Here is a 9,946-nt window from a genome sequence, read left to right on the forward strand (position 1 = left end):
ATCATTCCTCCGATTTTCCATCCTTTGTAATCACATTGGAATATGCAGTCTTCGCAGTCACCCCACGAAGCCGTCCGATCTTCCCGGACAATGCACTGATGATATCCTGGGGTGCATCAATTGCGATACTGATAATGTTGATTCCTTTCTCACGGTAAGGAATTCCCATTCTTCCAATGATATATTTCCCTTCTGCATGAAGCAGATGATTCAACTCTTCTATTACATTTTCATTTTCTACAATGATAGAAATCACTGCAACTCTTGTATCCATATTCGTCCCCTTCTGCACATCTCTAATACATCTTGCTTCTTTTCAACGGATTCTTCTAACAGATACGTGGCAGAAGCTCTCCGCCCGGCTGCGGAAGAAGTGCCTGTGTTCCAATCTCCGTTGTCATGACAACACGTCCCGGCTGTTCTTCTGTCACTTCCCCGATAATGGCAGCATTCTGTGAATATGGACATTCCTTTAATGCTTCTACAATCTTCGGTGCTGCTTCCTTTGGTGCCATGATGACCAAGCGTCCTTCACACGCCAGATACAATGGTTCCAGACCTAACATTCCACATACACCCTTGACTTCCGGTGCAACCGGAACTTTGGAAGCATCCAGGCGAATCCCCACATTACTCTGTCCGGCAATCTCATAGAGAACCGTTCCTACTCCGCCGCGAGTCGCATCACGGATTACATGAATATCATGGGTTGCGTCCATCACGGACTTGACCGTTCCCCACAAAGGAGCACAGTCACTGGTTACATCCGCTTCAATTCCAAAATCTTCCCTTGCCAGCAGAATGGTACATCCATGTCTTCCCACATCTCCGGTCACAATGATCGCATCTCCCGGTTTCGCCAGATCTCCGGATGTGCAGACGCCTTCTTCAATCTGTCCCACACCGGTTGTGGTAATAAAGATACCATCCACCTGCCCTTTTCCGGCTACCTTCGTATCGCCGGATACGATCCTGACGCCTGCTTCTTTGGCCGTCTTTTCCATCGCAGCGGCAATCTCTTCCAGCTTCTCCATCGGAAATCCTTCTTCAATGACAAAGGCACAGGTCAGATATAATGGTTTTGCCCCCATACATGCCAGATCATTGACTGTTCCACAGATGGACAGCTTGCCGATATTTCCTCCCGGGAAAAATGCCGGTGATACGATAAAACCATCCGTTGATACCGCCATCTTTCCTGCAGGCGGCACAAGCACTGCTGCATCATCAGCCGTAAGATCCGGGTTTGCAAAATGTGCCTTGAAGACCTGATCGATCAGCTCAGAAGTCTGCTTTCCTCCAGCTCCATGAGCCATGGTTACTGTTTGATTGTTGATTGATTTATCCATCTTGATTCTTTACTTCCTCTCTACTTTTGTCCGTTCTATTTCATTGAGATTCACCATGCGGCAGCCTGTTGCAAATTTGTTTGCACTTGCTTCCTCTTGTTACAGGTACATAGGTCATCAGATCCCATACATGTAGAATGCGGAGCATGCTCCTTCGTTGGATACCATGCAGGCTCCGATGGGGTGTTGCGGGGTACAGCCTTTGGCAAATACTTTGCAGTCGGATGGCTTGCATTTTCCCTGCAGTACATCTCCGCAGCGACAGGCCGGATTCGGTTTTCCTTCTATCTTAGGCATCTGATATTTCTTTCGTGCATCATAATCCTGCCACTCTTCTTTTAACTGAAGGCCAGAATCCGGGATTACTCCCAGTCCACGCCATTCTGAATCACAGGATTCCATAAGTTCAGCGACCAATGCCTGTGCCTCTCGGCTTCCTTCTCTGGTCACAACCCTTGGATAGCAGTTCACAAAGAATGGTTTTCCTTCCTGATACTTGACCAGAGATACTGCCAATGCAGTCAGAAGCTCTTTCGCCGTAAATCCTGCAACCACACCGCTGACTCCTTCCCGAACCAGCGATTCGCATAACTCGGTTCCCGTAATCGCATTGACATGACCAGGATATAAGAAGACATCCGCACTTCCCTTTAAAGCCGCATAGGCCCCCGGCATGGTCTTATTCGCTACGAGCAGTGAGTAATTCTGGATTCCGTCTTTCTTTGCCTGCTTCACAGACAAACATCCAGCCGGCGTAGTCGTCTCAAATCCGACTGACAGGAATATCACCTGTTCTTCCGGGTGTTCCACTGCATATTTCTCTGCATCCGCCGGGGAATAGACGATATGAATCTTCGCTCCTTTGGCTCTTGCTCCTGCCAGACTCATCTCGGTTCCCGGAACCCGGACCAGATCCCCGAATGTACAGATGGTAACGCCTCGCTCTAACGCCAGATAGACGGCCTCATCAATAAATCCAACCGGTGTGACACATACCGGACATCCCGGTCCCGAGATCAGTTCCACCTGTTCCGGCAAAAGCTTACGAATACCCAGCCGGAAATTTTCATGGGTATGGGTTCCACAGACTTCCATAATTCGAAGCGGTGGTCCGTCATAGGTCTCAATTATCTCTTTTGCTGTTTTCTTCTTCTCTTCCCCCATTACAGTAATTCCTCCATCAACTGATCGGTCTCGCTCTCATCCTCATCGGTAATTCTTGCAATTGCAACTCCGGCATGAACCATAACATATTCACCGGGCTCCAGGTCTTCGATCAACTGAGCAGATACTTCTCTCTTAGCACCGTCAGCGTCTACAATTGCAACTCCGTCACCGATCTTTACTACCTTTGCAGATAATCCAACACACATATTCCTTCTCCTCCATCTTCTATCTGTTATCTATGATAATCGTCTTGATTTCCATTGATCTTATGCATCGCATAAGCAGCCTGCCCCAAGGCAATTCCCCCGTCATTGGGTGGAATCATGCTGTGCTTTAACACTTCAAAGCCTTCTCTCTTCAGATATTCATCTGTCAATCGAAGAAGCAATTGATTCTGGAACACCCCGCCGCTTAATGCTACTTTTCTTCTTCCATTCTCCTCACGGATCTGGATGCAGGCAGCCACGATCTGTCTGGCCAGTTCTGCATGGAACCGATAGGCAAGCCATTCAGTATCCTCTCCACCTAGCCGTGCATGCACAATCTTCTGTACCAGTTCCCCTGTGTTGAGAATCATTCTGTCAGCCTGATTCTCCTTGAATGGAAGAATCTCTTCTTCGTCAATGAATCTCTTCCATGCTTCTTCAGAACCTGCCTGCTTCTCATAAGCTTCCGCTGCAAATTCCAGTGTAGTCGAAGCTTCTCCTTCGAATGTGGAACTGCGACGAATCCCAAGAATTGCACTCACTCCGTCAAAGAGCCGTCCTGCACTGGTGGAAGTAATCGCATTGATCCTCCGCTCCGCCATGGTAAGTAAGACCTTTGCCTCTGCTTCACTGCACAATCCCAGTCTCTGGGCAATCTGCTGTGCTTCTTCTCTTGCACCCGTATAGCCATAGATTAAGGAAACGGCAATTCTCCATCCCTCTTTTGCGGAAATATCTCCGCCAATCTGCAAGAATGGCTCAATGCTTCCCAGTCTGGTAAATCCATCATAATCTGCCGCCAGAATCTCTCCGCCCCACACAGTGCCGTCTGTTCCATATCCGGTTCCATCAAAGGATACCCCGATGACAGGCTCTGCGCAGTCATTTTCCGCCATACAGGAGAGAATGTGCGCATAATGATGTTGTACCTTCATTACCGGAAGCCCCAGTTCTTCAGCGATTGCTGTAGAATTATATCTGGGATGAAGATCACAGACCACGACCGATGGTTCCACTTCCAGAAGCGTCTCCAATCTGGTAATCGTTTCCTTCAATGCCTTGACTGTTCTTAAGTCTTCCAGATCTCCCACATAAGGCGACGGATAGAATCGTCCATCCACTCCGATGCAGAAGGTATTCTTCAGTTCGCCTCCTACCGCCAGCACCTGCCCCTTCCACGGGTTCGACACCATAAACGGAAGTGGTGCATAGCCTCTGGAACGGCGGATCATGTAGGGTTCTCCTTTGTAATAATCCATCACAGAATCATCTGCCCGGATCCGTATCTTACGATCATGGGATAGCATACAATCACACAGATAGGCCAACTCTGCAGATGCTTCTTCATCATCTCTGCAGATAGGCGCTCCTGAGGTATTGCCGCTGGTCATGACCAGACAATCCGGCATCTGGATTCCGTCATCATATTGAAAGATCAGCAGTTGAACCGGTGCATACGGAAGCATAACGCCAATCTTTGGATTGTCCGGCGCCACCGATGGTGCCATCCTGGCATTCTCTTTTCTTTCAAGCAGAAGAATCGGCTTCTGATGCCCAGTAAGTACCTGCTCCTGTATCTTTGTCACTTCGCATTCTCTCCGCACAACTTCCATATCCCGTGCCATCACTGCAAATGGCTTTGCCGGGCGTCGCTTCAGTTCCCGAAGTCTGTGGACTGCTGATTCATTTGTCGCATCACAGCACAGATGGAATCCTCCGATTCCCTTGATTGCCACAATTCCACCTGCCGCAATTGTCTTCCGGGTATATGTAATCGCATCACGGCCACGTTCTGTCCGGCCGATCAGATATACTTCCGGCCCACACTCATTACAGCAGACCGGCTGTGCATCATACCGCCGGGTCTCCGGATCATGGTATTCCTTCGCACACTCCGGACACATGGGAAATTCCTTCATACTGGTACGCTCCCGGTCATAAGGAAGTGCATCCAAAATGGTAAGTCTTGGCCCGCAACAGGTACAATTGATAAATGGATGCAGATACCGCCTGTTGCCGGGATCAAACATTTCCTCCTGACATTCCTCACAGATGGCAATATCCGGTGACACGAAGATCTCACCTTTGGTCTTCTCACTTTCAATAATCTCAAACGACTCGAATGTGACCGGCTGTTCTTCCGGCTCGACATTCATCTTCAGGATTACAGCCCGTCTCGGCGGATGATTCTGAAGATCATCCAGAAATCCCTCTATCTGTGCTTCGGTTCCCTGAGCAAATATCTCCACATACGGTCCTTTATTGCAGACACTGCCGCTGATACCATTTTTCATCGCATGGCGGCTCACCGTGGGGCGAAATCCTACCCCCTGCACAATTCCATATACTCTTATCCTTCTGGTCATCGTCTCCTTCATCCGCTCTACCATCCTTACATTAGTCTGCCGGAAACCGCAAAATGCGGAACATCCACAAACATTCCCTGAAATCCCGGTGTCATTTTTTTCATACACTCATCTGCAAAGATTACATCCCAGGAACCCATTTCCACCAGCTCTATATAATCCTCTTCTTCTTTCAGTGAAACATCGCCATTTTCCTTTAATTCTCTCTTCATGGCAAACCAGCTTGCAGATACAACCTCTGCGTTATCTGCGGTTCTGCTTCGAATCTCATCCCGGATCGCATTGGCAATTACCTGCTGATGCACTACCAAAACCCTCTTTCCGGCATAATCCATATCCGGCACCAGTTCTCCTGCCACAGGATATCCCACTTCATAAGGAGTGCCGAATTCCTTTTCCAGGTACTTTGCTGCCTCCAGTGCTGCCGGTGAGAGAACCAGATTCTTCTGTGCCGCAGAAGCTTTCTTCACCTCATCCAGACCATCACCCATTCCATAACAGATAGCCGAAGCATCTTCCTGATTTTTAAGAGCTTCTCTAATCTTATCTGCAGCATCCAGGTCACTGAGATCCTGTGGCGTTGCTCCCAGAACCCCAATCCTTCCCTGTTCCATCGGTAGTTTTTCTTTGGCAAACTTCTGGAACAACGCAAGATAAGCCTTTTCCTCCCCTGCGTCATATAGTTCCATTCCATCGGTATCTACCGTCAGAATCGGCAAATCAATCCTCTTCTCACTCATACGTTCCAACGCACGATAATCCGTTCCAATAACTGCCGGAACCGGAGTCCCGATTACAGCCGCAAAGGAAACCTCCAGTTTGGAAGCCGCATCGGTAAGTTTCTCTACCAGCCGGTCATCTCTTCCTAAGATTGCATCCATATCCCGAAGTCCTGCACTGAACACCGCACTTTTTCTGGAAAACCATCGAGGTTCATCAAATCCGCAGACATTCCCGGTACATCCTCCGGCATCACAGATCACAATGATTCCGCCCAGTTCATATAGCACTGACACTGCACCAGACTGATCCGGTGCAAATGGAGTCAGATATTTTCTTAATCCTTTCATAATCTAAGCCTCCTCCTTTACCGCAAGCAATGCCTCAAAGAGTCTTCTGACACCAGCATAACCATAAGGCTGCCGGTCTTGGTTCCAGACTACATTCGGACATCCCGGATGATAATATCCGGCATCCTTTCCGATGGTCAGGTTCACTTTCGATCCATTAGCATCATAATATAGCATGGTTGGTTCCAGATTCGAGAACACTTTTGTCTCAGGGCTAACAGCAGCAAGCTGCTTTAAATATACGAAATTCTCCGCCGTCAATGTTCCATAGATTTCCTTTACCTGGAATCCATAACGCACCAGTGCCAGTGAAAGTTCAAACGCATCTCCATTCATACACTCTCCTACTGCAAATGAAGTATCCGGACATGCCTGCCGAAACTTATCCACAGCTCTCTCGGCCTTCTCTCTTGCCTCTACATCAGAAAACTGTACTCCCAGAGCTGCACCAAACGCGCGGTACTGACTGGCAATCTTATCAATCTGATAGAGTCTTGTAAGTTCAATAAATGGAATCTTTAGCCGGTCATGAAAATCTTCTGCCGCAAATCTCGCTTCCGGATGCAGTACCAGATTGAAGTTCGCCTCTGCCATGGTCAGATATTCATCATAATCCTGACAACGGGAAATTTCATGTACCGTCTTTACTCCTGCATCTTTTAGAAGATCATACAATTCACAGTCATCCACAAGGGGAGAGAAGAATCCAAGGAGATTGACCACATTTCCCTTTTTCTTCTTGGGTTCCAGAAGCGAATAAATAGACTGGCGCACATGAACCATCGGCGGTTTTCTTCCCTCACGGGTCAACGCGTACATATAACATGGCCGCACCGGCAATCCTGCTTCTTCCGTCGCGCGCCGGCAGATTCGTTCCATATCCGTTCCCAAAAGTGCATCCACACAGGTAATACAGATCATAACCACCGACGGCTTCTCTTCCCTGCCTTCACAGATTTCTTTTACCGCTTTCGGAATCTTCTTCAGGTGACGGCCAGTCACGATATCCGTCTCATCCATCAACAGATAGAAGAATCTGTCATGATATTCCCTCATCGAACTGATCATAGAAGTATTCCTTCCGCAACATCCGGGTGCCACGATCAGCATAATAGATCCTGGTACCGCAAGCCCTGCACGCTTTACCCCGAACCCTTCTGCCCCCGGAGAGTTGAATGCCAATGTTGCCGGCGAACTGTAGATCAGATGTGTATTTGATATCAGCTGCGGCGGAATGGCATCTTTACCAAGCTTCACCAATTCTTCCGCAGTACAGTAGTAAGCTTCCTGTCTCATACTTCCTCCTCATTTTCCAACAATAATTTCGCCAGTTCAAAAAAGCGCTGGCTGATCGGTGATTCCGGTTCCCCTTCAATCACTGTCTTTCCCTGATCCTCATAGCGAATGATCTCATCACTTCTTGGGATCTCGCCAACGATTGGAATATGACTCTTCTCAGAAAATGCCTGAACCTTTTCCGTCTCATTTTCAACATTCCGGTGATTCAGCACAATTCCAAACACTCTGGCATAACTTCGGTCTTCAAAGTTCTTCACCGCACGAGAGATATTATCTGCCGCATACAATGCCATCTTCTCACCGGAAGTTACAATCAGGACCTTCTCAGCATAGCCTTCCCGGATTGGTGCTGCGAATCCGCCACAGACAACATCCCCCAGCACATCATACAAAACCACGTCCGGTTCGTAATTCTCGAACAACTTCATATCTTCCAGAAGCTGGAACGTAGCAATAATTCCTCTCCCGGCACAGCCAAGCCCTGGTGTAGGGCCTCCCGTCTCAATACAGAGCACACCACCAAATCCTTCCTTGGAGATGTCTTCCAGCTTCTCCGGTTCTTCATCCTCTTCTCTCATATAATTCATCACCGGTCTTAAGGGTTCTCCGCCTAACAGATTAATCGTAGAATCCGCTTTCGGATCACACCCGATCTGTATCACCTTCTTGCCCAGCATCGCAAAGGCAGCCGCCAGATTCGATGTGACGGTAGACTTCCCGATACCACCCTTTCCGTAGATTGCAACTTTCAGCATAATAACCTCCCACAATTGTATCTTCTTTTCCCACCAACAAAGAAAAAGCTCCTCTACCGCTGCGGTAAAAGAGCTATACATATTATCCGACATCAATAAAAATCCACTATAAAACAAAAGATTCCTATTCACATGTTTTCCCATATATACCACTATTCCCGCTCGGATATTCCTTGCCGTCAGAGTCTGTAATTTTTCATCTTATCTGCATTCAGATTGAAAAGATTCTCTCCGTCTGCGATGGCTGATTTTATTATATCTTATCTATCCAAATGCGTCAATGAACGTTATAAATGTCACAAAGCGTTAAAATGGGGACGTAGTAAAATGCAAAAATACCCCGGGGTATTTTTGCATTTTACTACGTCCCCATTTAAGCTTTTTCGCGAAGTTCTTTTCTGGCTGCCCATATTGCATAAACCACCGCAATCACTTCGGATACCCAGAATGCATACCACCCATAAGATATTCCTGCGTATTTCACCAGGATATACAGCACTGGCACCAGAACTACGAACTGCCGCAGGGCTGTTCCAAGCATATTGACCATTCCATTTCCCATACCGGATACGGAATATCCCAATACCATTGTGGTGGAAGCGAATGCGAATGTAACCGATATGATCCGCAGGGCTGGAATTCCCATCTGCAGCATTGTCTCACTGGCTGAAAAGAGATTCAGTAATGGCTCTGGAAATACCAGGAAAATAATCGTTGCAAGCAATGCAATTCCGGCTGCCATAGGAATAATTGTCCGAAAAAGGCTGTGTACTCTTTCTTTATTTTTTGCACCATAATTATATCCAACGATGGGAATTGCTGCCTGCCCCAGACCGTTCATTGGCATGAAGAGGAAGTTTTGCAGCTTATAATATACCCCGAAAAATGCCACTGCTGTTGAGGAAAACGGCATCAGGATTGCATTGACCGTTGTTACCATGTCACTTCCGATTGCCTGTGTGATAATGGTAGGCAGTCCTACTTTATAAATCTGCTTTAGTACGGATTTTTTCGGACGATATCCGCGGAATCTTATATTTACATATGGATTTCTCGTTTTATTCAGTATGATAGCCAGAATTGCTGCTACCCATTGTCCGATCACGGTCGCCATAGCGGCTCCTTTGATTCCATATGCAGGAAGGCCGGCCAGACCGAAGCTGAAGATTGGATCCAGAATCAGATTGGTAAGCGCACCTGCGATTAATGTCACCATGCTGTCAAATGTATCCCCGATTGACTGCAGGAACCTCTGGAACATCGTTCCGACGAACGTACCTGCTCAGAAGATCATGCAGATGGACAGGTACTCTTCACAGAATGCTCCAATCCTCTTCTCATCTGTAAATAACGAAACAAACCATCCCGAGCAAAAGATTCCTAATATCACAAATGCCAGTGTGCCGGCTCCGGCCAAAATGACACCTGTCGCAGCAATATTTTCCGTCACCTCGTAATCCTTTGCCCCAATACTCTTAGACAGTAACGCATTGATTCCCACACTGGTTCCTACCGCCACTGCTATCATAAGAAGCTGAACCGGGAAGGCAAGCGATGTTGCCGTCAGCGCATCTTCTCCGATTCTTGCCACAAAGACACTATCAACAATATTATATAATGACTGCACCAGAAGAGAGATCATTAGAGGCAGCGACATGTTGATGATTAGTTTTGGCATTGCCATAGTTCCCATTTTGTTCTTCGTTTCCATACTTATCCTCCACTTTAAAATAT

General features: G+C 47.4%; 10 protein-coding genes. All 10 read right to left on the bottom strand.

All coding sequences use genetic code 11. The features are described from left to right. Nucleotide 1 precedes the first annotated feature (1 nt). Nucleotides 2-274 carry a TM1266 family iron-only hydrogenase system putative regulator gene (locus ACQRBH_RS14905; RefSeq protein ID WP_235233025.1) on the bottom strand — a complete coding sequence of 91 codons (273 nt, stop codon included), beginning with the start codon at nt 272-274 and terminating at the stop codon, nt 2-4. Between the two features lie 55 nt (nt 275-329). Beyond that, the gene (gene hypE / locus ACQRBH_RS14910; RefSeq protein ID WP_427762292.1) at nt 330-1,349 is read right to left on the bottom strand and encodes a hydrogenase expression/formation protein HypE; all 1,020 of its coding nucleotides are present in this window, start codon (nt 1,347-1,349) and stop codon (nt 330-332) included. A 117-nt stretch (nt 1,350-1,466) separates the two neighbouring features. After that, nucleotides 1,467-2,513, bottom strand: a complete 1,047-nt coding sequence (gene hypD / locus ACQRBH_RS14915; protein WP_427762293.1) for a hydrogenase formation protein HypD — start codon at nt 2,511-2,513, stop codon at nt 1,467-1,469. Beyond that, on the bottom strand, nt 2,513-2,722 hold the full coding sequence (locus ACQRBH_RS14920; RefSeq protein ID WP_235233028.1) for a HypC/HybG/HupF family hydrogenase formation chaperone: 210 nt from the start codon (nt 2,720-2,722) through the stop codon (nt 2,513-2,515). Before ACQRBH_RS14920 ends, hypD begins: the two co-directional genes overlap by 1 nt. 26 nt (nt 2,723-2,748) lie before the next feature. After that, nucleotides 2,749-5,100 carry a carbamoyltransferase HypF gene (gene hypF, locus ACQRBH_RS14925; RefSeq protein ID WP_427762294.1) on the bottom strand — a complete coding sequence of 784 codons (2,352 nt, stop codon included), beginning with the start codon at nt 5,098-5,100 and terminating at the stop codon, nt 2,749-2,751. A 14-nt stretch (nt 5,101-5,114) separates the two neighbouring features. After that, nucleotides 5,115-6,158: a nitrogenase component 1 gene (locus tag ACQRBH_RS14930; protein ID WP_427762296.1), complete on the bottom strand. Its 1,044-nt coding sequence runs from the start codon at nt 6,156-6,158 to the stop codon at nt 5,115-5,117. A 3-nt stretch (nt 6,159-6,161) separates the two neighbouring features. Then, complete coding sequence (locus ACQRBH_RS14935) at nt 6,162-7,454, bottom strand: nitrogenase component 1 (protein WP_427762298.1); 1,293 nt, start codon at nt 7,452-7,454, stop codon at nt 6,162-6,164. After that, complete coding sequence (locus tag ACQRBH_RS14940) at nt 7,451-8,212, bottom strand: P-loop NTPase (RefSeq protein WP_235233049.1); 762 nt, start codon at nt 8,210-8,212, stop codon at nt 7,451-7,453. The genes ACQRBH_RS14935 and ACQRBH_RS14940 overlap by 4 nt, the downstream gene beginning before the upstream one ends. A gap of 373 nt (nt 8,213-8,585) precedes the next feature. Continuing rightward, entirely contained in the window at nt 8,586-9,473 is an 888-nt protein-coding gene (locus tag ACQRBH_RS14945; RefSeq protein WP_427762299.1) for an MATE family efflux transporter, read from the bottom strand. Nucleotides 9,474-9,494: 21 nt separating this feature from the next. After that, on the bottom strand, nt 9,495-9,923 hold the full coding sequence (locus ACQRBH_RS14950) for an MATE family efflux transporter (RefSeq protein WP_427762301.1): 429 nt from the start codon (nt 9,921-9,923) through the stop codon (nt 9,495-9,497). Between the last annotated feature and the right edge of the window lie 23 nt (nt 9,924-9,946).

Source organism: Bariatricus sp. SGI.161, from assembly GCF_050313695.1.
Taxonomy (GTDB): Bacteria; Bacillota; Clostridia; order Lachnospirales; family Lachnospiraceae; genus JAFBIX01.